This is a genomic window from Mesorhizobium marinum (genome assembly GCF_040813675.1).
Taxonomy (GTDB): Bacteria; Pseudomonadota; Alphaproteobacteria; order Rhizobiales; family Rhizobiaceae; genus Mesorhizobium_K; species Mesorhizobium_K marinum.
Genome location: NZ_JBFOCI010000006.1, coordinates 39,843 through 61,796, shown reverse-complemented (window position 1 = coordinate 61,796; position 21,954 = coordinate 39,843). Strand labels below are relative to the sequence as shown.

General features: G+C 64.8%; 21 protein-coding genes and 1 pseudogene. 13 read left to right on the top strand and 9 right to left on the bottom strand.

The window, feature by feature from the left end; translation table 11 throughout:
* Window positions 1-55: 55 nt before the first annotated feature.
* A complete protein-coding gene (locus ABUE31_RS18095; RefSeq protein WP_367725105.1) occupies window positions 56-907 on the top strand; it encodes a beta-keto acid cleavage family enzyme in 852 nt (283 codons plus the stop codon).
* Between the two features lie 280 nt (window positions 908-1,187).
* Here the strand turns inward: ABUE31_RS18095 and ABUE31_RS18090 are convergent, their stop codons facing one another.
* From ABUE31_RS18090 to ABUE31_RS18075, 4 genes and pseudogenes are all read right to left on the bottom strand, one after another.
* On the bottom strand, window positions 1,188-1,952 hold the full coding sequence (locus tag ABUE31_RS18090) for an N-formylglutamate amidohydrolase (protein WP_367725104.1): 765 nt from the start codon (window positions 1,950-1,952) through the stop codon (window positions 1,188-1,190).
* Window positions 1,949-3,271: pseudogene (locus tag ABUE31_RS18085) on the bottom strand (type I glutamate--ammonia ligase). Before ABUE31_RS18085 ends, ABUE31_RS18090 begins: the two are co-directional and overlap by 4 nt.
* A complete protein-coding gene (locus ABUE31_RS18080) occupies window positions 3,268-3,915 on the bottom strand; it encodes a cysteine hydrolase family protein (protein ID WP_367725103.1) in 648 nt (215 codons plus the stop codon). Before ABUE31_RS18080 ends, ABUE31_RS18085 begins: the two are co-directional and overlap by 4 nt.
* A complete protein-coding gene (locus ABUE31_RS18075) occupies window positions 3,912-4,871 on the bottom strand; it encodes a MurR/RpiR family transcriptional regulator (RefSeq protein WP_367725102.1) in 960 nt (319 codons plus the stop codon). Before ABUE31_RS18075 ends, ABUE31_RS18080 begins: the two co-directional genes overlap by 4 nt.
* Window positions 4,872-5,125: 254 nt before the next feature.
* On the opposite strand from ABUE31_RS18075, the gene ABUE31_RS18070 reads away from it, so the two are divergent.
* From ABUE31_RS18070 to ABUE31_RS18045, 6 genes are all read left to right on the top strand, one after another.
* Window positions 5,126-6,109, top strand: a complete 984-nt coding sequence (locus ABUE31_RS18070; RefSeq protein ID WP_367725101.1) for an ABC transporter permease — start codon at window positions 5,126-5,128, stop codon at window positions 6,107-6,109.
* A gap of 98 nt (window positions 6,110-6,207) precedes the next feature.
* Complete coding sequence (locus ABUE31_RS18065) at window positions 6,208-7,179, top strand: sugar ABC transporter substrate-binding protein (RefSeq protein WP_367725315.1); 972 nt, start codon at window positions 6,208-6,210, stop codon at window positions 7,177-7,179.
* Between the two features lie 141 nt (window positions 7,180-7,320).
* Window positions 7,321-9,444, top strand: coding sequence for an ABC transporter permease (locus ABUE31_RS18060; protein ID WP_367725100.1), 2,124 nt, complete (start codon window positions 7,321-7,323; stop codon window positions 9,442-9,444).
* Window positions 9,441-10,487, top strand: coding sequence for an NHL repeat-containing protein (locus ABUE31_RS18055; protein ID WP_367725099.1), 1,047 nt, complete (start codon window positions 9,441-9,443; stop codon window positions 10,485-10,487). Before ABUE31_RS18060 ends, ABUE31_RS18055 begins: the two co-directional genes overlap by 4 nt.
* A gap of 2 nt (window positions 10,488-10,489) precedes the next feature.
* Window positions 10,490-12,004 carry a sugar ABC transporter ATP-binding protein gene (locus ABUE31_RS18050; RefSeq protein ID WP_367725098.1) on the top strand — a complete coding sequence of 505 codons (1,515 nt, stop codon included), beginning with the start codon at window positions 10,490-10,492 and terminating at the stop codon, window positions 12,002-12,004.
* 22 nt (window positions 12,005-12,026) lie between these two features.
* A complete protein-coding gene (locus tag ABUE31_RS18045; protein ID WP_367725097.1) occupies window positions 12,027-12,437 on the top strand; it encodes a carboxymuconolactone decarboxylase family protein in 411 nt (136 codons plus the stop codon).
* Window positions 12,438-12,747: 310 nt separating this feature from the next.
* Here the strand turns inward: ABUE31_RS18045 and ABUE31_RS18040 are convergent, their stop codons facing one another.
* Entirely contained in the window at window positions 12,748-13,128 is a 381-nt protein-coding gene (locus ABUE31_RS18040) for a winged helix-turn-helix transcriptional regulator (RefSeq protein WP_367725096.1), read from the bottom strand.
* Window positions 13,129-13,209: 81 nt separating this feature from the next.
* On the opposite strand from ABUE31_RS18040, the gene ABUE31_RS18035 reads away from it, so the two are divergent.
* From ABUE31_RS18035 to ABUE31_RS18010, 6 genes are all read left to right on the top strand, one after another.
* Window positions 13,210-13,554, top strand: a complete 345-nt coding sequence (locus ABUE31_RS18035; RefSeq protein WP_367725095.1) for a VOC family protein — start codon at window positions 13,210-13,212, stop codon at window positions 13,552-13,554.
* Between the two features lies 1 nt (window position 13,555).
* Window positions 13,556-13,954, top strand: a complete 399-nt coding sequence (locus ABUE31_RS18030) for an MAPEG family protein (RefSeq protein ID WP_367725094.1) — start codon at window positions 13,556-13,558, stop codon at window positions 13,952-13,954.
* 103 nt (window positions 13,955-14,057) lie between these two features.
* Entirely contained in the window at window positions 14,058-14,966 is a 909-nt protein-coding gene (locus ABUE31_RS18025) for a LysR family transcriptional regulator (RefSeq protein WP_367725093.1), read from the top strand.
* Between the two features lie 210 nt (window positions 14,967-15,176).
* Entirely contained in the window at window positions 15,177-16,040 is an 864-nt protein-coding gene (locus tag ABUE31_RS18020; RefSeq protein WP_367725092.1) for an aldo/keto reductase, read from the top strand.
* A gap of 107 nt (window positions 16,041-16,147) precedes the next feature.
* Entirely contained in the window at window positions 16,148-16,579 is a 432-nt protein-coding gene (locus ABUE31_RS18015; RefSeq protein WP_367725091.1) for a cyclophilin-like fold protein, read from the top strand.
* 12 nt (window positions 16,580-16,591) lie between these two features.
* A complete protein-coding gene (locus ABUE31_RS18010) occupies window positions 16,592-16,987 on the top strand; it encodes a (R)-mandelonitrile lyase (RefSeq protein WP_367725090.1) in 396 nt (131 codons plus the stop codon).
* A 97-nt stretch (window positions 16,988-17,084) separates the two neighbouring features.
* On the opposite strand, the gene ABUE31_RS18005 is transcribed toward ABUE31_RS18010, so the two are convergent.
* The 4 genes from ABUE31_RS18005 to ABUE31_RS17990 are packed head-to-tail and all read right to left on the bottom strand — an operon-like array spanning window position 17,085 to window position 21,952.
* Window positions 17,085-18,599 carry an FGGY-family carbohydrate kinase gene (locus ABUE31_RS18005; RefSeq protein WP_367725089.1) on the bottom strand — a complete coding sequence of 505 codons (1,515 nt, stop codon included), beginning with the start codon at window positions 18,597-18,599 and terminating at the stop codon, window positions 17,085-17,087.
* Entirely contained in the window at window positions 18,599-20,065 is a 1,467-nt protein-coding gene (locus tag ABUE31_RS18000; RefSeq protein ID WP_367725088.1) for a xylulokinase, read from the bottom strand. Before ABUE31_RS18000 ends, ABUE31_RS18005 begins: the two co-directional genes overlap by 1 nt.
* Window positions 20,058-20,984 (bottom strand): ABC transporter permease, encoded by a 927-nt coding sequence (locus tag ABUE31_RS17995; RefSeq protein WP_367725087.1) that lies wholly within the window; start codon window positions 20,982-20,984, stop codon window positions 20,058-20,060. Before ABUE31_RS17995 ends, ABUE31_RS18000 begins: the two co-directional genes overlap by 8 nt.
* Entirely contained in the window at window positions 20,981-21,952 is a 972-nt protein-coding gene (locus ABUE31_RS17990) for an ABC transporter permease (RefSeq protein WP_367725086.1), read from the bottom strand. Before ABUE31_RS17990 ends, ABUE31_RS17995 begins: the two co-directional genes overlap by 4 nt.
* Window positions 21,953-21,954 lie beyond the last annotated feature (2 nt).

Sequence of the window (21,954 nt, the reverse complement as noted above, 5' to 3'; positions counted from 1 at the left end):
CCAGGCTCGATTGCAACACTTGTTTTATTGTGGCGATGTATGATCTAAATGGATCATGACTGCATCCAAGACCACCGCTTCGCACCAGGTCGCGATCGCCGTCGCCCCGAACGGCGGCCGCCGCACCCGCGCCGACCATCCCGCGATCCCGATGACCGCTGCGGCGATGGCGCGCACGGCCGCCGAGTGCCTCGATGCCGGGGCCAGCATGATCCATGTCCACGTGCGCGACGGAAACGGCCGCCATCTCCTTGATGCCGACGCCTACCGCTCCGTGACGGCAGCCATCCGCGCCGAGGTTGCGGACAGCCTCATCATCCAGATCACGACTGAATCGCTGGGTCTTTATCGCCCGGAGGAGCAGTCAGCCGTCCTCAAGGCGGTCCGGCCCGAGGCCGCATCGCTCGCCCTGCGCGAGTTGGCCCCGGACGACAAGTCGGAAGCGGAGTTTGGCGCCCTGCTGCGCTGGATGGACCGCGAGAACGTGCTGCCGCAGATCATCCTCTACGAACCGTCCGAAGCAGTGCGCCTCAAGGACATGATGGAACGCGGCGTCGTGCCACGGCGGGATGTTCCGGTTCTCTACGTGCTCGGGCGCTACACGGTCGGCCAGACCTCTGAGCCGGCCGACCTTCTGCCCTTCCTCGCGCCGGATATGCCGCGCTTCGGCCACTGGACTGTCTGTGCCTTCGGCAAGGCCGAAGCGGCTTGCGTGACGGCAGGCGCCCTGCTCGGTGGCCACGTGCGGGTCGGCTTCGAGAACAACCTGTTCCTGCCCGATGGCAGCCTGGCCCCCTCGAACGCGGCGCTTGTGGCAACAGTCAGCAAGAGCGTCCGCGCGCTCGGCCTCGGAATAAACGCCGCCTCAGCGGTACGCTGTGCGCATGCGGCCATGATGCAGGGTTGAAGAGCGAGCCTCCCCGTCCGGTCGACCACAGAAACGTACCGCGTGAGAGGAACTGCCGTGGATGGCGCGTCCCGTGCCACATGCTCGGGGCCAGCAGCGGGCGGGCGACGTCCGTCGCCCGCAGCCTTCGCGCGTGCAATCGACGAAAGGTCGTGCCGCCGAGGAGAGCGCCTACCGGGGCTGCCAATGTCCGCATCAGGCAGAAGCCTGCCGCACGGTGACTGGGTTTGATGCGTAGGGCGGTTCGCTCCTGCGAGCTAGTCCCGCGACATGTTCAACATCATGAGCGCAAGGCCCTTGCGAGCCGGGTTGCCCAGAGGCTGTGGCCCTCGAGAACGTCAGGCGAGATCAAGTCCTGCCTGATCTCGATCAGGATCGCGGGCAGCCCGCGATCCTCGCCATGCACCGGCACCGCATAGTCCTCCTGCCGGTCGATGACGTAGGGCACGTTGGCGCCGACGATAAGCCCCGCTTCCCGGCCCAGGCCCTGGATCAAATTCTGGGCGAATTCCCGTGAACGGTTGAACAGCACGCCAGCGTGCCATGGCCGTCTTGCGCCGAGAAACACCGGCGTGAAGGAATGAATGGCGACAAGCCTTGTCTTCCGTCCCTGACTGGTTCGGGCGTCCAGATGCCGGGCGACGTGGTCCTGGAACGGGTTGAAGATCAGCGACACGCGCCGGTCCCGGTCTTCTGGCGCAATGCCAATATTGCCAGGCACGTCTGTGCTCTCCGAGCGGACGGGAATGCTTGTCGTGCTGTCGAGAGGGCGGTTGAGGTCGATGATGAGGCGCGAATAGGTGCCCAGGAAACAGATGGCATCGAGCTGCCGGCTCAGTTCGCGAGCCACCTCGGCCGCGCCTATGTCCCACGCTATGTGACGTTGGAGTTCGGACGGTGCCAATCCGAGTCGCTCGAAAGATGCGGGAATATGGTTCGAGGCATGTTCGCAGATGAGCACGATATCCGACGCCCCGCTCTCATTGAGAATCTCGACCGGGGGCGGCCAGTCGGCCTCCGGCTGCGAATGGACGGCCGGGCTCAATAGGCGGCCCTGTAGCGGTCGCAGATTGCCGTTTCGTCGAGGCCGGCGAGATGCTTCATCTCGGCGGCCTTCATGCCGGCAAAGGTCTCGATGAAGATCGGCGCGAACCATCCCGTCACGACTCGATCCGCCAGCAACGCATCGAGCGCCGCGGGAAGTGTCTCCGGCAGGCGAACGAGGCCGTTGTGGCGGCGTTCCTCGTCGCTCATGACGGAGGGGTCGCCCTAGACGATCGGCGGGCAAGGCAAGCCTCCCTCGATGCCGGCGAGACCGGCACGGACAATCGCCGCGAGCGCCAGGTACGGGTTGGCCGTGGCGTCGGCGGCGCGGTACTCGATGTTGAAGCCCGGCGCCGGATCGCGTCCGCCGATGGACACCGTAGGGCATATGCGCAGCGTCGCCTCGCGGTCCTTGTCGCCGAGCCAGGTATAGGATGAACTCCAGCTGTGCGGCTTCAGTCTGTAGTAGGACGAGACGCTCGAAGCCGTCAGCGCGGTCAGCGCCGTCAAATGACGCAGCACTCCGGCGCAGAAGGACGCTGCGGGCGGCGACAGACCAGCTGGCCCGGCCTTGTCGTAGGTCGCCGGCTTGCCGTCCGCGCCGACCAGGCTGAAATGGATATGCACGCCGTTGCCGACGGCGTCCGGGGCGGTCTTGGGAGCGAAGCTCGCGCTCCAGCCGAGGTTGCGGGCCAGTTCGCGAGTGATCTCGCGAACGGCGACGGCACGGTCGGCGGCGGCGATCCCTTCGGCTGGCGCATGCGTCACCTCGAACTGGTCGATGCCGTATTCGGCGATGATGACCTCTGGCTGGATGCCGGCCTCGTCGAGCGCCGCCATCAACTGCGAGGCGAACCCTTCCGCCCGCCGCAACCCGGCGAAGGACATAACGTGCGAAGGCGGCAGTTCCGCGCCGAACAGCCGGAATTCGTGCTCGAATGCGGCGACCAGCGAAAGCCCGGTCCGCGCCTTTAGCGCGGCGAGCGCGTCGGAAAGCATCGTACGCGTGCAGCAGGACCAGGGCGAGCCGTCGAGTTCGACGAGGTTTCCGGGCGCCATGTCGAAGGGCGTGACACCGCCGGTCTTCTCAGTGCGGAAGCGGTTCGCGCCGTCCGGGATGAGGCGCAGGTCGCCGGACGAGCCCCAGGGATTGGGGCCGGCGATCACGTTGAACGGCGTCAGCGAAACGTTGGCCTGCAGCCAGCCGACGCCGGTCGCCAGCGACTTCTCGAACCGGTCGGCGGCGACAAAGCGCCCTCGCGTCACGGCGGCGATGTCCGTGGTGACGATGCCCGTCAGGTTCTGGTGAGCACCGCTCATGCGGCCTCCTTCATGCGCGACAGGCGCGCGATCACTGCATCGGTGTCGGCCAGCCAGCAATAGCCGCCGAAGGCCTTCAGCGCCGTCTCGTGACGTTCAGGCGAAGCAGTGGCGCAGGCGTCGGTCACGCAGGTCACGAGGTAACCGCGGTCGGCCGCGTCGCGTACCGCCATGTCCACGCACTGGTCGGTCATGATGCCGGTGATGATGAGATAGCGGATGCCGAGATTCTTCAGCAGGTAGTCGATGTTGGTTGAATTGAACACGCCCGACGACGTCTTGGGGATCAGGATCTCGTCGCCGACGGGCGCCAGGCTTTTGGGCGGAAGACCTTCAGGGCGGCTTGGTGCGATGTGGATCGGCGTCAGCTTGTGGTCGAGCGAGCGGTCGCGGCCATCCTCCGTCAGGCTCTGAATGATCGTATGGACGACCTCGATGCCGGCGGCGCGAGCGGCCTCAAGAAGGCGCTCATTGTTGGGAACCGTCACTGAGGCAGTCTGACGGTAGAAATAGTGATCGGGTGCGCGTTCGGGATGGTCCGGGTCGAGGCCCGGCTCCAGCCAGACGCGCTGCATGTCCACGAGCAGAAGGGCCGTCTCGCCAAGCTGGTAGGCGGCGTCGCGACTCATCGTCTTTGCATTCATGTATCCTGCTCCTGATTGCCGGCCTTCGGGCCGGGAAAATTGCGCCTCGCCTGTTGCTGCCGGTCGTGGTCGAGGGTGACGGCGTTGTGGCTGCGCACCTCCTCAAGCCGCTCGATGCGGGCGCGCGTGGTCTTGCTGGTAGCGGCGAGCAAATGGGCGACGAACGCTTCCATTTGCGCAAGCGCCGGGGCCAGCGTGTCATAGGGCGAGGCCGCTTCCACCGGGCTGACGATAGTGACCTCCGCATGCTCGGCGACCGGCGAAAGCCAGGGGTCGGTAAAGAGCAGGATGCGCGCTCCACGGGCCGCCGCTTGCTCGGCAAAGTTCATCACGTCGTTCTGGTAGCGCCGGTAGTCGAACACGATCAGCACGTCGCGTCGGTCCATGTCGATCAAAACGTCGAAGGACTGCGGCGAAAGCACGCCGAGATCACGCACGCCGGGGCGAAGCTGCGTGAGATAGCCCGCCAGCATGCCTGCAAGGTGCCGGCTGAAGCGGCCGCCGACAAGCGTAAGCGGCGATCTCGGATTGGCGACCAGCTGGATTGCCCGCTCGTAGGTGGCGGCGGGTGTCGTCAGCGTCGCCTTGTCGAGGCAGGCGATCACCGAGCGCATATAGCTTGCCGCTGGCTCGCTGCTCTCTGCGAGGTCGCCATGCAGCTTTGCCTCCATCATCAGGAGCGGCGAATGCAGCCGCGTCTCAACCTCGGCCAGCAGTCTTGCCTGCATCGCCGGATAGCCGTCGAAGCCGAGCTTGACCGCCAACCGCCCGACGGTCGGGTCGCTGACCCCGGCGCGCTTGGCGAGCCCGGTAGCGGTGCCAAGCCCGGCCGTCGGGTAGTCGGCGAGCAGCACCTGCACGATCCGCTCCTCCGATGGCGTGAGCGCGAGGCCGCTTTTCAGGAGTAGCGTCCTGAGGCTGGCGGCCTTGCCTTGGGTCCGAATATCGAGAGACATGAAGAGAAATTTACAAACAAGCGCTTCGACGTCAATTGTGAAGGCGCATTGACAGGCTCCGGCATCCAGACTTAACTTTCCTGCAATGCAGCATAGACTGCGGGGAACAGCAGAAGAGACGGACTGGAAATGTCGTTTCCGGTTTTCACCGTTCGAACATGCGAACGGTGCGTTCGGGGTTTGCTCGGTGCAACGACCGGCTTCGACTGCGCGTTGGCCCGCGGTAGGCTTCAGTCGGAAGGGGTGCGTTCGGCATGGCCTTGGGGAGTTTGAGGTTAGGCAATCTCAGCCAGGAGCACATCGTGCTCGCCATCGCGGTGCTGATCTTCGCCGTAGCCTCCGCCACACTTCCCGGCTTCTTCACCCCTGACAACATCGTCTCCATCATCCGTTCGGTCTCGGTTTTGGGCATTCTGGCTCTCGGCATGGCGATCGTCATTATCGGCCGCGGCATAGACCTGTCGGCGGTCGCGATCATGGCGATGTCGGTCGCCTGGTATTTGCAACTCCTGAACGACGGGATGGCCGATGCCGCGGCGCTGTCCCTTGTACTCGCCGGGGTGCTAATGATCGGGCTGCTCAACGGGTTCCTGGTCGCCTACGCCGAAGTGCCGGCGATTTTCGTGACGCTGGCGAGCGGCTCCTTCGTCTTTGGCTACGTGCGCTCGCAGCTCATCTCACAGGACGCCGTGCCCGTTCCCAATGGTCATTGGGTCGAGCTGTTCGGTGGTGTGCGCTATTTCGATATCCCAGTCGAGGTGTTCATCTTCGGCGCTCTTGCTTTCGTGATATTCCTGTTCCTGCGCTACACGAAATGGGGCCGCTACGTGTACTTCGCCGGCGACAACCCGGTTGCAGCGCGCAATGTCGGCATGCCGGTCAGACCGATGCTGGTGCTGCGCTACGTGATCTCGGCGCTGATCGCGTTCACGGCCGGGTTGCTGACGGCCGCGAGCCTTCATTCCATCAACACCCGCGTGGTCAATTCGACGCTGCTCTACGATATCGTGCTGGTCGCCGTGATTGGCGGCATTGGCCTTTCGGGTGGCAAGGGGGGCGTAAGCAACGTGCTGTTCGGCGCGGCGCTGATCGGCATCATGCTGAACGCCATGACCATCATCGACATTCCGCTGATCTATCAGAACCTGATCAAGTCGACGATCCTGCTGGCAGCCATCATCATCGATGGGCTGCTCAACCCACGCGACGAGCAGACGGCGCAGCAGGGGGACATCTGACGACTGCCGCCATTCGGTATGCACAAAGGAGAAGGAACGACATGAAAAGATATTGGAGAGTCCTGCTTACGGCGGGCGCTGCACTTGGCGTTTCACTAATGGCGACCGCGCCGCAGGCCGCCGAGGATCCAGCTCCCGCCACCTATGCCGCCGCGCTCAAGGACAAACGCATCGTGCTGGTGCCGATGGCGATGGGCTTCGACCTCGCACAGGGATGGGCCGCGATCCTGCAGCGCGAGGTCGACGCCTTCGGCGGCGTCTTCGAGACCCGTGACCCGAACTGGAGCGTCGAAGCCGGCGCGCAGGCGATCACCGAAGTGATCTCGTCGGACACCAAGCCGAACGTGCTGATCGTAATGTCTCCCGACCTCAATTCCTACTCCAAGCTGATGAAGCGGGCGCAGTCCGAAGGCATCTACGTGATCCTGATCGACAACCCCGCCAATTTCGCCGCCGATGCCTACGTCGGCAGCGACTGGACCCATCTCGGACGCCTCGAAGCCGAGGCGGTGGTCAAGGGATGCGGCCCAAATTCCTCCAAGAAGATCGGGCTCGTGCAGGGCGACCAGGTCAACGCCACCAGCCTCTACCAATATGCCGGCATCATGGAAGTGCTGGCCAAGAATCCTGATTTCCAGGTTGTCGCCAAGCCGGATTCCAACTGGGACGCCACCACGTCGCGCAACGTGACTACAACCATGCTGCAGCAGAACCCTGACATCTGCGGCATCATCGACTTCTGGGATGGTGATGCGACCGGCGCCGCCGCTGCGATCCGCGACGCCGGCAAGCAGGACCAGGTCTTCCTCGTCACCACCGGCGGCGGCGAAAAGACGGCCGATTGCGACCGCATCGCCGACGGCACCTACGGAGCGGTTGTGATGACCGAACTCGCGCAGGAAACCCACAACATGGTCGCCATCATCAAGTACCTGTTGCAGAGCGGCCAGGCGCCGGGCACGGCCTCGCCCTACATCTACACGCTGATGAAGGCGACGACGAAGGAGAACCTCAGGCCCGACAGCTGCTGGGACCTGAAGGCGCTGCAGGCTGAGGCCGCCGCCAAGTAAGCAGCTTCCGGCCGGGCCCTGCTCGGCCGGATCTCCGTTGCATGAGTCGGGCGGCCGTGCGGACGCCCTCTGCCTTGCGTCCTTCATCGGGCGGTCCCTCGCGGTCCACGTTCGATGGCACAGCCGACGGAATTCCGATTGATGTCCTTTCGCGAACGCCTGCAAGCCTGGCGCTACAACTTCATTCCCGATCACCTCGTTGGCGAGATACTGACCAAGCGCTGGACGGACAATGCCATTCCGTTCCTGGTGCTGGTGATCACGGTGGCGTCGTTCGGCTCGGCGATCCCCGGCTTCTTCAAGCCCTATTCTCTGCAGGAATCGACGCGGCAGCTCGGCGAATTTTCGATCGTGGTCACGGGCCTCACCGTCGTCATGCTCGGCGGTGGCATCGATCTTTCCGTCGGCTCGATCTTCGCGCTTTCCTGCTTCGCCGCGGTTTCGGTCTTCTTCATCTTCGAGCAGCCGGTGTGGATGGCGCTCCTTGCGGCGCTCGCCACCGGCGTCTTCTGCGGCGCGATCAACGGCTATCTCGTCGGCTTCCTGCGCCTGCGCGCATTCCTGACGACGCTCGTCACCTTCATCATCGGCCGCGCGGTCTTCGACATACTGGTGGTGAACTACGGCGCCGACATCCAGACCTCGATGGCCTCATCCGACGTCTGGGACTTCATCGGCGACGGCAGCGTCCACGGCTTCTCGGTGCCGGTCATCACGGCGGTCGTGGTCGCCCTCATGACGCATATCGCGCTGACGCGCTCGCGTCCGGGCTGGCACGTGCTCGCCGTCGGCGGGTCGCGCCGCTCGTCGCACAATGCAGGCATCCAGGTGCGACGCACGGTCTTCTTCACCTACGTATTCTCGGGCTTCTGCGCGTCCCTTGCCGGCTTCCTGATCGCCTGCCGACTCAGCGGGGCGGGGCCCGGGACCGGCCTCAACCTGGAGATCCTGGCGCTGACGGCTGCCGTCGTCGGCGGCAACAGCCTGGGTGGTGGGCGCGGCTCAGTCGCCAAAGGCATCATGGGTGCGATCATCGTGCTGGTCATGACCAACGGGCTGATCCGCCTCGGCTACGGAACCGGCACCAATCAGATGGTGCTCGGCCTAATGCTCGCCATCGCCGTTACCATCGACATCCGCTGGCTGAAGAATAGGCACAAGGTTCTGAACGAGGTCTATGTCGCCCCGGTGTATCTGAAAATGGGCGAGGCACAGTCAGCCGTTCCGGGCTCATCTACGCCCTACGAGCTCGACAACCGGCTGGCGGAGGCGGATCATATCGGCCTCGGCGAGCTCGAAGGGCCGGAAGACGTTATCCTCGACCGAGCGGACAATCTGTACTGCGGCACGCGGCACGGCGAGATCGTTCGCTTCTTCGGACCTGATTACCGGCGCTCGGAAGTCTTCGCCCATGTCGGCGGCTTCCCGCTCGGGCTGGCCTTTGACAGGGACGGCAACCTGATTAGCTGCGTCGGCGCGATGGGCCTCTATTCCATTTCGCCGGAGCGCGAGGTGAAGAAGCTGTCGGACGAGACCTCTCGCTCCTGGACCTCCGTAGTTGACGATGCCAGGCTGCGCGACCCCAACGACTGCGACATCGCGCCGGACGGCCGCATCTACTTCACCGATTCCACCAAGCGCTACGACGCGCACGACTGGGCGCTGGATTCGATCGAGAACCGTGCCACCGGCCGTCTGCTTGTCTACGACCCGAAGGACGGTTCGACGAAGACGCTGCTCGACGGCTACCGCTATCTCAACGGCGTCTGCATCGCCCACGACGGCAAGTCGCTGTTCGTCGCCGAGAGCTGGGCATGCCGCGTTCACCGCTACTGGATGGAGGGGCCGAAGGCGGGCAGCGCCGAATGTGTCATCAAGGACATGCCAGGTTATCCCGACAACATCAACCGCGCTTCGGACGGCACCTACTGGATGGCCTGGCTCGGCATGCGCACGCCGAGCTTCGACCTCTCGCTCCGCCACCCCGCCATGCGCAAGCGCATGACGCGCCGGCTGCCGCAGGACGAATGGCTGTTCCCCAACATCAACACCGGCGGCGTGGTGAAGTTCGACGAGACCGGTCGCATCGTCGAGGCGCTCGGCGACCTCTCCGGCACCGCGCATCCGATGGTGACGTCGATGCGCGAGCACAAGGGTTTTCTCTTTGTCGGCGGCATCCTGAACAACCGCGTCGGCCGCTACCGCATTCCCGGCGCGAACGAGAACTGGACCGGGCCGTCCTCCTACTGGGGGGGCAGCGCGTGATCCTCGATCCGATCCTCGATATCTTCCGTGGCAAGGCGATCACCATTCCGCCGCTGGACGGCGCCTTCCGCCCCAACACGCGGCTGGACGACGCCAGGCTTTTCGCCGAGCTCGCCGAGGCCGACAATCTTGTTGCGAGCAGGGGTGAACTCTTGGCGAGCAGCGGCAACACGGTGTTTGCGCTCAAGCCTGGCAGCGATCCGGCGCCGGTGAAGAGCTACGCCGCCCCGGTGACGACGCTCGCCGTCTCCCCCGGGGGCGAGATCGCCGTCGGGCTGGAGAGCGGTCGGCTCTTCCTCGGAGAGGCAGAGGCCTCGCTGCCCACCACCGTCCACTGCATCACGGCACTCGCCTATGGGCCGGACGGCGCGCTGTGGCTTGCCAACGGCTCGTCTGCGCATGCGCCTTCTGATTGGGCGTTGGACCTGATGCGTCATGGCTCCTCAGGCAGCGTATGGAAGCGCGAGCCTGGCGGCCGGAGCTTGCGGCAGGTCGCGGGCGGACTGGCCTTCCCCTACGGGCTGCTGCCCTCCGAGGGCGGCATTGTCGTTAGCGAGAGCTGGCGGCACCGGCTGGCGCGGATCGACGCGGCCGGTAACGTCTCCACGGTCATTGGCCATCTGCCGGGCTATCCGGCGCGGCTCTCACCGACTGCCGACGGCGGCGCATGGCTTGCAGTCTTCGCGCCGCGCAACCGGCTGATCGAATTTGTGCTGCAGGAAACGCAATACCGGCAAGAGATGATCGACACGGTGCCGAGCCAGTTCTGGATCGCGCCTTCGCTCTCCTCGGGCCGCAGCTTCCTGGAGCCGCTGCAGTGCGGCGGTATCAAGACGATGGGTGTGCACAAGCCCTGGTCGCCTAGCCGCTCCTACGGCATGGCGGTGCGGCTCGACGCCAGCTTGCAGCCGCTCTTCAGCCTCCACAGCCGCGCCAATGGCATGCGCCACGGCACCTGCAGCGCGGTGGAACTCGGCGGCGACCTGTTCGTCGCCTCGAAGGGTGGCGACTGCGTACTCGTCCTTGATGCGGGAGGACGATGACCATGGCGGACAATCGCGACAACGATCTAATTGTAAGGCTGGAGGGCGTTACCAAAGCCTATCGAGGCGTTCCGGCGGTGAGGAACGTAAACTTCGACCTGCGCCGGGGCGAGATCCACGCCCTGCTCGGCGAGAACGGTGCCGGCAAGTCGACGCTGACCAAGATCATCGCCGGCGTGGTCGACATGACCTCTGGCAGGATGTTCCACCGCGACAGGGAAATTGTCTATGCGACCCCGTATGACGCGCTGCAGGCCGGTATTGCCATGGTGTTCCAGGAGACCAGCCTTGTGCCGTCGATGACGGTGGCGCAGAACCTCTACCTCGGCTCGGAGAATTTTCTCAACCGCCTGCGAGGCATCTATATTTCGGCCCAGCAGTTCCTGCAGTCACTGAATTTTCCAGTCGACCCAACCGCGATGGTCGAGACGCTGGGGGCAGCCAAGCGCCAGATGGTGGAGATCGCGCACGCCGTCCACCACAATGCCGAGATCATCATCTTCGACGAGCCGACGGCGACCTTGACGCCCGAGGAGAAGCGCCACTTCTTCGCACTTGTGCGCCGCCTGAAGGCGCGGGGCGTCTCCATCGTCTTCATCAGCCACGCGCTGGAGGAGGCCTTGATGCTCTCCGACCGCATCACCGTGCTGCGCGACGGTGAGCTGGTGGCAACCGGCCCGACAGCCGGGTTCAACCGCGAGAAGATCATCGCCGCCATGGTCGGCCGCACGCTCTCGGCCGAGCTCTATCGCCAGCGCGACGAGACCAAGCTGCGCAGGCCCGGCAAGAAAGTGCTGTCCGTCCAGGACATCTCGATGAGCAATGTCGTGCGCAACAATTCCTTCTCGATCTTCGAGGGCCAGATCACCGGCGTCTTCGGTCTGATCGGCTCGGGCCGCACCGAGACCTTCAAGGTCGTCTCCGGCATCTACAAGCGAGATTTCCTGCGCGGCGGCACGATCGAGCTCGACGACAGGCCGGTGCGCTATTACGTGCCGCGCGAGGCGGTGAAGGACGGCGTCGTATACGTCACCGAGGACCGCAAGAGCGAAGGCTTCTTCGAAACGATGTCGATCGCGGAGAACCTGTTCTCCGGCCTGCTGGCCGCGGGGCGGGAGAAGAGCCGCGTGATCAGGCTGAAGGAGATGCGCGCGCTGTCGGCCGAATGGACGAAGAACCTCTCCATCCGCGCAATCAACGACAATGCCCGCGTTGTCGAGCTGTCGGGCGGCAACCAGCAGAAGGTGGTCATCGGCAAGGGGCTGGTGCAGAAGCCGCGCGTCGTCATCTTCGACGAGCCGACGCGCGGAGTCGATGTCGGCGCTATCGCCGAGATACACCAGCTCATCAACCGGCTTGCCGACGAGGGGCTGGCGGTCGTCGTCATCTCGTCTTATCTGCCGGAGATCATGAACCTCTCGGACCGCATCCTCGTCTGCCGCCAGGGGCGCATCGTCGAGGAATTCTCGCCGACCGAGTCGACCGAAGAAAAGATCATGTACGCCGCCGTCCACTGACGGGCGTATGAAGGAGGAAATCATGGCCACGGTGAAGCTCTGGACCGACGCGGAAGTCGATGCCGCTCCGGCGGTGAAGGCCGTCTTCGACGACATCCGCGCGACCCGGAAATCCGACTTCGTCAACAATTTCTGGCGCGGGCTCGCCAACGACCCGCCGCTCCTCAAGCGCACCTGGGAATCGCTGAAGGCGGTGATGATGGTGGACGGCGCGCTCGACCCGTTGACCCGCGAGATGATCTACATCGCCGTCTCGACCGCCAACAGCTGCTCCTACTGCATCCATTCCCACACCGCCGCCGCGCGGGCGCGCGGCATGAACGACGCACAGCATGCCGAACTGCTCGCCGTGATCGGAATGGCGGGCCAGACCAACCACCTCGTGACCGCCATGCAGATACCGGTGGACGAGGCGTTCCTGGTGGGAGGCTGACCAGCCACGGACAAATGCCGACCTAGGCACGAAGTTCGCGCGGGCCAGCCAATGTGCCAGACTTTTGGCAGTCGGACGGCGCGGCGAATTGATGCCGTCTTAAGGGGCTTTCCGCTCACTGGCCAAGCAGCGGACCACCGGGCGGCAAACGCTATTCTGGTGGATTCTAAAGGCGCACCCAACAGCATACGTTGCGGCTACACTCGATCTCAGCGAACTGTTACCCGCGGTTTGATACCGATCGCCTGAGAAGGGTACTCGAAACGACCGCGCGCCGCGGCAACATGCACCTTGTGCTCTGCCGGATCCATCAGGATAGCCGAGCCCAAGTCTTGCGGAGGTGCGCAATCGCTTGCGGCGTCACTTCGGTAGCAGCGTCCCATTTCGCCGCCCATTCGATCAGTTCGATGAGTGCCGGGATCAACCCCCTGCCCTTTGCGGTCAGTCGGTAGGATGGCCGATTGGGACGACCGTCGTCGATCTCGATCTCGATGATCCCTGCTTTCGCCAGCTCGCCAAGTTTTCGCGTCAGGATGTTGGTGGAGATACCCTCCTCCCGCGCAAAATCGCGGAAACGGCTAGCCTTTTTAAAAGCCAGGTCGCGCAGGATCAGAAGCTTCCATCGGTCGCCGATCTCGGCGGCCGAAAAGCGTATGGGACAACCACACCAGGAATCATCGGGCATCTTCATCGCGACAAGCGACCCTATTTGCTTGCGAAAAGCAAGCGCCTATGACAATGGTCACTTGCATAACGCAAGTATGGAGATCTCATGTCGACACCTGTTGTCTGGCTCGATATCCGCACGACTTCGCCGGATGCGACCGCCAATTTCTTCACTCATGTCCTTGGGTATACCCTTCAACCCGGGCCTGGATTCGCCATGCTCGCCGTCGGAGACAAGCCGTTCGCGGGTCTGCTCCCGACGGAAGCGCCATCGACATGGCTCCCCTACTTCGAGGTTGAGGACCTCGACAGGGCAGGAGAGCAGGCGGTGCAGGGCGGAGGTACGATCGTCCAGGAAAGAACCAAGGGACCCGCCGGCGACTACCTGGTCGCACAGGATCCCGGTGGGGTGCTCGCGGCGTTCTGGTGCGCACCCAGGAAGGAATTGTGAAATGTCGATGATCGTAACACCGGTCATCGCCGGTATCCTAGTCCTCGCCCAAATTCCCCTAACGCTTCTTGTCGGCTACCGGCGTCTGAAAACCGATATCCGATTTCTGGACGGTGGCGACGAGACATTGATCCGGCGCATGCGTACGCATGGCAATTTCACAGAAACCGTGCCGTCCACCTTGATTGCAATGGCACTGGCGGAGATCAACGGCATGCCTGTTTGGGCATTGTGGTTGTTCGGGACAACGCTTGTCGCCGGACGTGCTGTACACGCGGCCCAGATACTCAGCACCGGATGGGGGCTTGGGCGATCGTCGGGGATGGGACTGACATTCCTTGCAATGCTCGCCTTTGGTGGCTGGTGTCTCTGGTCCGGCACGGCGATATCGACGCGTTAGATCACGACCGGCAAGTCCAGGGTGTTCTAGTCGCCGCCGCCATGACATCCTGATTGATGAAACTGAGACATAGGATGCAGCCGGCTCCGTTCTGAGGAAAGTGATGTCACAGGGCAACCTCCTGCGTGAGAACATCAACGATCTTCTTGCCTTCTCGATCGTGGCGCGGGAACGCAGCTTTACGCGGGCCGCCGGCCAGCTTGGCATCTCCCAATCGGCCCTCAGCCATGCGATCCGTGCGTTGGAGGAGCGACTGGGACTCCGCCTTTTGACGCGCACCACCCGAAGCGTCGCTCCCACTGTCGCGGGCGAGCGGTTGCTGGCCGCGCTTGCCCCACGCCTGGCCGACATCGAGGCGGAGTTGAAGGCCATCGCTTCGCTGCGCGATACGCCGGCCGGCACGATCCGTCTCACGGCGCCTGATTTTGCGGTGGAAGGGCTGCTCTGGCCAAAACTCGCCCCGATGCTGCGCGCCTATCCGGACGTCAAGCTGGAGATCGTGGTGGACTACGCCCTAGCTGACATCGCCGCCGATCAATTCGATGCCGGCGTCAGATATGGCGACCGGGTCTCGGACGGCATGATCGCCATGCGCATTGGTCCCGACGTCAGGCTGCTGTGTGTAGGCACCCCCGAATATTTCGAGAGCCGGGGCCGGCCACAGGTCCCACAGGACCTGATGTCGCACAATTGCGTCAATGTTCGTCTGCCTTCGCACGGCGGGCTCTGGGCATGGGAGTTTGAACGGAACGGGCGCGAGACCCGTCTGCGTGTGCCGGGGCAGTTGGTGTTCAACTCCATCGGACCGATGCTGGCCGCTGTTCTGGACGGCAATGCCATCTGCATGCTGCCGGACTTCTATGTTGCCCCATATTTGGAAACGGGCGAGCTGGTAGCGGTGCTGGAGGACTGGTCGGAGCCGTTCTCCGGCCTGCACGTCTTCTACCCCAGTCGCCGCCATGCATCGCCGGCCTTCGCCCTTGTGCTCGATGCACTCCGCTATCGAGAGTGAATTCCGATACGCTGCGATTCTCAAAGATGCGTCGACATCCCAGAGACCAGAATGCCGTGCTCATTGATGCACTGCATTCATGGGTCCTTTCAGCTTGCCCATGGTTATCAGCTCTGCGCCGACGCCCTAGATGTTTGGCCAAGCATCCGGCCCGGACCTCGGACCAGCAGGTTGCCGGGGTCTGGTGGCGAACTGAGAAGGACAAAGAACATGATCACGCAAGAGACGCTTACTCTCGCGAACGGCGTCAGCATACCGAGGCTAGGCCTTGGCACCTGGATGATCGAGGACGGCATCGTTGCCGAGGCCGTCAAGGCTGCAATCGGTCTCGGCTATCGCCACATCGACACCGCGCAGGCCTATGGCAATGAACATGGTGTCGGCGAAGGCATCCGTCAGAGCGGCGTCGCTCGCGAAGATATCTTCCTCCAGACGAAGCTCGCCGCCGAAGTGAAGGACTACGAAGGCGCCAAAGCTGCCATCGAAGGATCGCTGAAGACGCTCGGTGTCGACTATGTCGACCTCTTCATCATCCATAGCCCCCAGCCCTGGAGGCAGTTCGCCGGCGGGGACCGTTTCTTCGAGGGCAACCTCGCCGCATGGAAGGCGATGGAAGAAGCCTACGAGGCTGGCAAGCTTCGCGCCATCGGCGTTTCCAATTTCCAGAAGGAAGATCTTGCCAATTTGCTGGCAAACGCCCGCATCAAGCCGATGGTCAATCAGATCCTGGCGCACATCAGCAACACCCCTTTCGAACTGATCGACTACACGACAGGCAATGGCATCCTGGTCGAAGCCTATTCGCCGATCGCGCACGGCAAGATCCTCGACAATCCTGTCATCGCCGCGATGGCGAAAAAGTATGGCGTGTCGGTCGCGCAGGTTTGTATTCGCTACGTGCTGCAGTTGGGCATGGTCGCACTTCCCAAGACCAAGACCCCGGCGCACATGAAGACGAACGCCGAGCTCAACTTCGAGATCTCCGGGGAAGACATGGAGACGCTCAAGACCATCGAGCCGATCAAGGACTACGGGGACGCGAGCATGTTCCCGGTCTACGGCGGCAAGCTCTGAGAATGGTCGGTCGCTGCCGGCGGAATGGCCGATGGCGGCCGCGCTCGGCGGCGGGAAGCGCCGCTGGGCGGGTTCAATGCCGATCAATCTCGAACACGAGTAACCCGATGAACAGGCGCAACTTCATGGTGGGGGTATCAGCCGCGATTGCCGCGCCGACAGGCAGCGCTGCCGCGCAAGGGGGCACGATGCATCTGCGCTGCCGGTTTGCCGATCAGGATTTCAGCTACGAGTTGGTGGACAACGCCACCACGCGCGACCTGATTTCGCAGCTGCCTTTGGAGCTGACGATCGAAGACTTCTCGAACAACGAGAAGCTTGCCCACCTGCCGCGTCGCCTGGACGAGACCGGGCGGCAGCCGATCACGGCCGAGGCGCCTGGCGATCTCTGCTACTTCCGGGGCTGGGGCAATCTCGCCTTCTTCCATTCCGATTATGCCTATCGGGATGACCTGATCCTGCTCGGCAAACTCCAGGGCGGGGTGGAGCCACTGCTGGTCAAGGGTAGGCACCCTCTCCGCCTAGACCTTATGTCCTGAAAGGAGACGACCATGGAAATCTTCCGCGCAGGAAGTGCGCCATCCGCAAGAGGCCCCGCCGACTGGTTCACTGGTCAGGTGCGTATAGACCCCTTGTTCAACACTGCCGCTCCTGACCGGGTGCAGGGCGCGACGGTTACCTTTGAACCAGGCGCCCGGACCGCATGGCACACGCATCCGCTGGGCCAGACCCTGATCGTCACCGCAGGTCGCGGCCGGGTGCAGCGCGACGGTGGCCCGGTCGAAGAGGTCCGTCCGGGTGATGTTGTCTGGTTCGCCCCGGGTGAACGTCATTGGCATGGTGCCAGCGCCAAGACGGCCATGACCCATATCGCACTTCAGGAAGTGCAAGACGGCAAGGTCGTCGATTGGCTGGAGCATGTAACGGACGCCGACTATGCCGGCTAACCTGCCGGTCGGCGCGTTGTGCGGTCGCAACAACGCAATCTTTGTTTGCCGCAGACGTTTCGGTACGGTCAGATGAGATGACGGCCTTGCCCTGCCCTCAGCTCCGGCTGGCGGCCGGTCCGAGCATCCGCAGCTTGGCGGTGCGATAGGCGGCGAGCGCGGTTTTGTAGGCGGGAGCGCAGGCGCCCGCAGAGGATGGCTCGAAGATTCGGTCACCGGCGCTGACTTTTCCGGCCTTCACGATGTCGGCGAGATGGCCGGTGGCGGCCGCCGCAAGCCATGCCGCGCCGCGCGCGCCGAACTGCGTGCCTTCCGGCACGACAACCCGACGGCCGACGATGTCGGCGATCATCCGGGACCACCGGTCGTTTCGCGCACCGCCGCCGACGAGGACGAGACGGTCGCCCTGAAAGGAAAGCACGTCGAGCAGGTCGGCCATGGCGAACGCCACGCCTTCGAGAACCGCCCTGAACATGCAGGCCCGATCGTGGCGCGGCACAAGTCCGCTGAACTGGGCGCGCGCGGCCGGATCCACGACCGGCGCAATGATTCCGCTCTGCGACAGATACGGCAGATAAGTCAGGCCGTGCGCGCCGGGCGGCGTCGCGTCCAGCATCGAGTCGAGAACGGCAAACCGGTCGGCCCGCCGTGCAAGGTCGGGGGCAAGCGTGTTGAATGCCCAATCGAGATTGAGCGTGCCGGCCACGTTGAGCATCGCCCGGTACCAGCGGTCGGCAGGCAGGGTGAAAAGCAGGCCGACATCGGGCGGGTCGAAGACGGGGCGGTCATCGATGACGCCGACCATGCAGGCGGTTCCGAGAACCGCTGCCGCTGTCCCCGGCTCAAGCACCCCGGTTCCGAGCACGGTGGCCGCGACGTCACCTGCCCCGACGGCGACAGGCAGACCGGCCCTCACGCCAATCGCAGCAGCGACGTCGGCGCGCATGTTTCCGCCCAGGGCTTCACTGTCCTCGACCGGCGGAAGCAGGTGCCGATAAGGCTCGAGGCCGAAGAGCGAGATCACGTCGTTGGACCGGTCGCGCGCCGCGGCGGAACCCGGCAATACCGCCGCTTCGCTGCGGTCCGTGCCGATTGTGCCAGTGAAGCAGAAACGCAGATAGTCCTTGAACGACACGACATGCGCAGCCTTCGATAGAAGATGCGGTTCGTGCCGCGCCAGCCACGCCATGACCGGCAGCGTGCAGCCCCGCTGCATAACCGACCCGGAGGACGCGAAAATCCGGCTCATGAAGTCCGGCATATCGGCCACGTGCGCGTCGATCAGGTCCTTCGTGCGGCCGTCTTCCCAGGTAATCGCCGGGCGCAGCGGGTGGCCGGCGGCATCGAGCACCCAGGCCCCGACCATCGCAGCCGAGATGCCGAGCCCGGCGATAGACCCGGCGTCGACCCCGCTCTCGCGCACCACGCGTCCGAGTACGCCCGTGGCCGCGGCGAGCGCGACATCGGGATCGATCTCGCTCCAGCCCGGATGGGGGCGGCTGATCGAGGTCGCGATCTCGGCGACGGCGATCTCCCGCCCTGCAAGGTCGAACAGGGCAGCCTTGGTCTGCGAGGTGCCGGCATCGAGGCCCAGGAAGAAGGGACCACTCATCAGAATGCCCCCGCCTGCCGGGCGAAAAGCGCCAGGGACGCCTGTATCGCGTCCCTCGCGGCAGGGTCGGGTCGGTGCACGCGTGCGATCCTGACCGAGCGGGCGATGACGCTGTCCAGGTCGTCCGTGCCTGTCGCGGCCCGCGCGAGTATCGCGGCGCCGATGGCCGACGTGTCGCGTTCGGCGACGACATGGACGTCGCGGCCGAGTGCATCGGCGATGATCTGGCACCAGAGCGGCGACTGGGCTCCCCCCTCGGCCAGATGAACCCGATCCAGCACCACGCCTTCCTGCTCGAAACGTTCAAGGCACGCCCGGACGTTGAAGGCGACACCTTCATAGACCGCGCGCACGAGGTGTCCGGCTTCGTGCGCCACGCTCAGCCCGCCGTAGCCGGCAAGGCGCGCCGGATCGTTCCACGGCGTTCCGGCGCCTTCGAGGAACGGCAGGAAGACCGCGCCGTCGGAACCGGGCGGCACGTCCTGCGCCAGTCGTTCCAGGTCGGAGAAATCGAGGTCGCGGCCGCCAAAACCCCGGCCTATCCTGCGAAGCCAGGCGATCGAGAGGCCGCCGGCCGGAATGAGCCCGAGCCACAACTCGCGGTCGGGCGCGACATGCGCCATGCGCCACAGGCCCGGGGCGATCCCCTGCGGCCGGTTTGGCACGGAAGCGACGACATGGCCGGCGGTCCCCAGGGTGACCGCGACCGTTCCGGTCGCAAAGGCGCCGCAGCCGACGCCCAGCGCGCCGGTGTCGCCAGCACCGGGGGCGACGCCGAGCCCGACCGGCAAGCCGGTCTGGCTCGCGGCCGCCGGCGTCACCCGACCGGCCATACGCGACGCCGGCAGTATGGGGCACAGCTGCGCGGCATCGATGCCGGCAAGCTCCACCAGCCGGTCGTCCCAGGCTCGCCGGCCAAGGTCCATGAGCGAGGTCGCCGACGCTTCGTTCGCATCGGTGGCGAGCGCCCCGGTCAGGCGCCACAGGATGTAGTCCTTCACCTGGAACACGCGGCTCGCGGCGGCGATCCGCTCTGGCTCGTGGCGCTTCAGCCACTGCAGCTTCGGCAGCACGGCGATCGGCGAAATGGGCGACGACGTGACCGCAAGCGCATCCGCGTGAAACTGCCGAAGCTCGGCCGTCTCCCGCGCACAGCGCTGGTCGAGCCAGATATGGCTGCGCCCCAGCACGACGCCGTTGGCATCGACGAGCACGACGCCGTTCAGCTGGCCGGAAAGCCCAGCGGCCACGACGCAGGCCGGATCTAGCGCGGCCATCATCTCATGCGTCGCCGCGCAAAGCGCGTCCCACCAGTCCTGCGGTTCCTGCTCGGCGCGGTCGGCGGCGGGTTTGTAGGTTGCGTAGGGACGTGATGCCTGCGCGGCCACGGTTCCATCGGCCGCCAGAGCGACGACCTTTACCGCCGAGGTGCCGAAGTCGATGCCGAGCGTCAGGTCGTCAGCCACGTCGGCCCTGCTGGTAGATGATGGCCGCGACGGCGATCACCAGACCCTGAACGATCAGCTTGCCGGGCTGGTCGACCCCGAACACGGTGAGCAGGTTGAGCACCATGACCAGCAGTGCCGTGCCGAGCATCGTGCCGACCGCGCTGCCGGCCCCGCCACCGAACACGGCGCCGCCGAGAATGACGGCCGCGATCGAACTCAGCACATAGTCGGCGCCGAGGTTCAACGAGCCGACACCGACGAGGCCCGACAGAAGGACGCCGCCGCTTGCGGCGAACAAGCCGCTGAGCAGATGCGAAAGCAGCAGGGTCGTGTTGACCGGGATGCCGGAATAGGAGGCGGCCGAAGGGTTGTCGCCGGCCGCGAAGATGTAGCGACCAAGCGTCAGCCGGCGCAGCAGGATCCAGGCGAGTATGCCGAAGGCCAGGCAGGCAAGGCCCGAAACCGGCACTACCCCGATGCGCCCGCGGCCGAGCCATTTTACGAGTTCGGCCATCGAGCTGCCAGGCGCGCCGCCGGAGTAGAGGAAGCCGATGCCGGTGATGACGGCAGCGGTACCGAGCGTGACCACCACGGCGGATGCGCGTAGCACGGTGACCAGAAGCCCGTTGACGAGGCCGATCACCAGACCCACGCAGAGCGCCACCGCGATGACGAAGGCCGGCGGATAGCCGTTCCACATCGCATGCGCGACAATCAGGTTGACGAAGGCGATGGTTGCGCCGACCGACAGGTCCAGCGACCGGTTGGCGACGACGAAGGTCTGCCCGAGCGCGACGATGCCGAGCGGCGCGGCCTGCCGCAGCAGGATCATCAGGAAGGGCAGCGACAGGAACTGGGGCTGCGTGAAGGCCGCGAACACGCAGACGGCGATGAGCCCCCAGAAGGCCGGCGGCAGGGACAGCAGGAAGCGCTTCACAGGCCGGCCTCCTTGCGCCTGAACAGGCTGACGGCCAGCACGAGCATCGAACCCTTCACGATGAACTGGTAGTAGGGCGATACGCCCGCGAGATTGAGCCCGTTGTTGAGGATACCGATGATCAGGACGCCCGCGACGGTGCCGATCGGCCCGCCGACGCCGCCCGAAAGCAATGTTCCGCCGAGCGCTGCGCCGAGCACGCTGTCCAGGCCGAGCGCGCTGCCGACATTGGGATCGCCCGAGGCCAGCCGGCCGGTGAGGTAGGCGCCGGCCAGCGCCGCCATCAGCGCCGAGATGACATAGGTCGATACGCGGATGCGCGGCGCGCGGATGCCGCTCATCCAAGCCGCCTGCGGGTTCTGGCCCGTCGCGTAGAGCCGGATGCCGTATGTCGCACCGTGCACCAGCCAGATCGCCGCTGCGCTGGCCCCTACGATCCAGTAGAAGCCGACCGGCAGTCCGAGAAAGGTGCCGGACGCCATCTGCACCAGGATGCGCGGCGCGATGCCGCCGGGCGTCGGCAGCAGGAGCAGCGCGACGCCCTGCACGACGGAACTGGTCGCGAGCGTCATGATGATGGGATGCACACGCAAGTAGACGCAGCCCCAGCCGTTGACGAGACCGACCGAGCCCGCAGCCGCAAAGGCCAGCGGAATTTTCACGGGATCGGCGAGATCGAGGGTCAGGATCGCCGAGGACAGCGAGATGACCGCGCCGACCGAAAGGTCGAATCCGGCCCCCAGAAGCACGAAGGTCTGTCCGAGCGACACCAGGAAAAGCGGCGCGAGCTGGCTGGCCAGATTCGACAGGTTGGTGGCGGAATAGAACGTCTGCGGCACGACGATCGCCAGGATCAGCAGCATCGCGGCGAGGATCGCGTAGGACAGGGCCGCCCCGCGCTGGCGAAACCAGAACGCGTCTTCCAGAATGCGAACGGCGATGCCCCGGCGTCGGGTCTTGGATTCCACGC